Raw genomic sequence first — 1,306 nt, 5'->3', positions numbered from 1 at the left:
CAGCCTTTGCGCGCAAAAGGCTGACTGTACTGAAAGGTGGCTTAGATTTACTTCGCGCGAAGTGGCTCATTATTACTTTGCGCCCAACAGGAATTGCGTTTTCCTTTCATGCGCAATCTCGCTTGGGATAGAAAGTACGACGGGTATTTGCTGCGCTTTCACATCGGTGCGACTGGATCAGAAGACGTATTGCTTGCTGAGTGCGGTTTGAAAGATATCCGTTTCGTTACGCAAGAAGGTGGTTCTGTCGGCATCAACTTTAAGGTCAAAGCCCATCCGAAAGATGACGAAGATCACGGCAAGATCGCGCGTCGTGTGCAGCAAGAAATCGGCATCACGTTGACGCCACCTGACGATTATGTCGAGCCTGGATTGTTTAGTGATCCGGTGGGTATCGATGACGAAAACCGAGATCCGTTTGAAGGCTCCGATTTAGCGCGAGACGAACAAACTACCGACTGACGTCTGGCTCAGCCGCGCGTCCTCCCTGCATCTACCGCGCGGCTTTTTAAGAGGCGGCTAATACAGTGCCTCGCTTTTTATCTCTCAGCGTCGCGCGCAATAGTGGCCCTCGGATAGCGCGGCGCTTTTTATGGGCGGCTCGTAAAGCGCCCACTTTTTTTCGAGAAACCAATGAACTCCAAACTCCTGGTCCTTGCGATCCTCGCATGGGTCCAATGCACAGCGTATGCGCAAAGCGCCTGCCCTTCCGGTGCCAGTAACTGTTCGTCGCAAAACATGGGCGACACGACCAGTCAAGCGAACAACAACCAGAATCACGCCGACCAGACCGGCAACACCTCGAACTCCAATGCATCGGGCGTGGACATTACCGGTCGCAATGATCTGCAACAATCGAACAACGCCGCGAACAATTCATTGAATGCGGGTGGTGGTGCGGCAAACGCGAACGGCAACACGTCGAATAACGCAAACCATTCCAGCGTCGGAAACACCAGTTCAAATTCGGGCGGCAATACCCTGTCGAACGGCGCTTCGTCCAACAGCGGCGGCAACACGCTGGCGGGCGGAAACGTCTCGTCGGCCAATCACAATTCCGCTGCGGGTGGCGCGGGCGGTGCAGGTGGCAATGCGGGTGCGGTGGCCAGCAACGGCGGCAATCGCGTGGCCGGCGGGAACAACTCGGCTTCGCTCGCCGGCGGCAACAACAGCGCGGGTCAATCGAACGGCAATGGCAACAAGTCGGTCACGAATGTTGTCAGCGTCGGATAGATACTCCCCACTTTCGTCGAAGTAATTTTCCCCAGTTTTTTATCTGACGGTGCCGCGGTAGCGGCGCCGTCCT

The 1,306-nt window shown here is 55.7% G+C and carries 2 protein-coding genes; both read left to right on the top strand.

All coding sequences use genetic code 11. The features are described 5' to 3' along the window. Positions 1 to 108 precede the first annotated feature (108 nt). A complete protein-coding gene (locus BSIN_RS22235) occupies positions 109 to 462 on the top strand; it encodes a hypothetical protein (protein WP_256583943.1) in 354 nt (117 codons plus the stop codon). 171 nt (positions 463 to 633) lie between these two features. Beyond that, entirely contained in the window at positions 634 to 1,233 is a 600-nt protein-coding gene (locus BSIN_RS22230) for a hypothetical protein (protein WP_143757518.1), read from the top strand. Positions 1,234 to 1,306: the final 73 nt, after the last annotated feature.

The organism is Burkholderia singularis (assembly GCF_900176645.1).
GTDB lineage: Bacteria > Pseudomonadota > Gammaproteobacteria > Burkholderiales > Burkholderiaceae > Burkholderia > Burkholderia singularis.
The sequence above is the reverse complement of the archived record's forward strand: the minus strand, read 5'-3'. Positions and strand labels throughout refer to the sequence as shown.

Bases quoted from the DNA above. Each gene is read 5' to 3' on its own strand.
- BSIN_RS22235 (WP_256583943.1), top strand. From the start codon at position 109: ATGCGCAATCTCGCTTGGGATAGAAAGTACGACGGGTATTTGCTGCGC.
- BSIN_RS22230 (WP_143757518.1), top strand. From the start codon at position 634: ATGAACTCCAAACTCCTGGTCCTTGCGATCCTCGCATGGGTCCAATGC.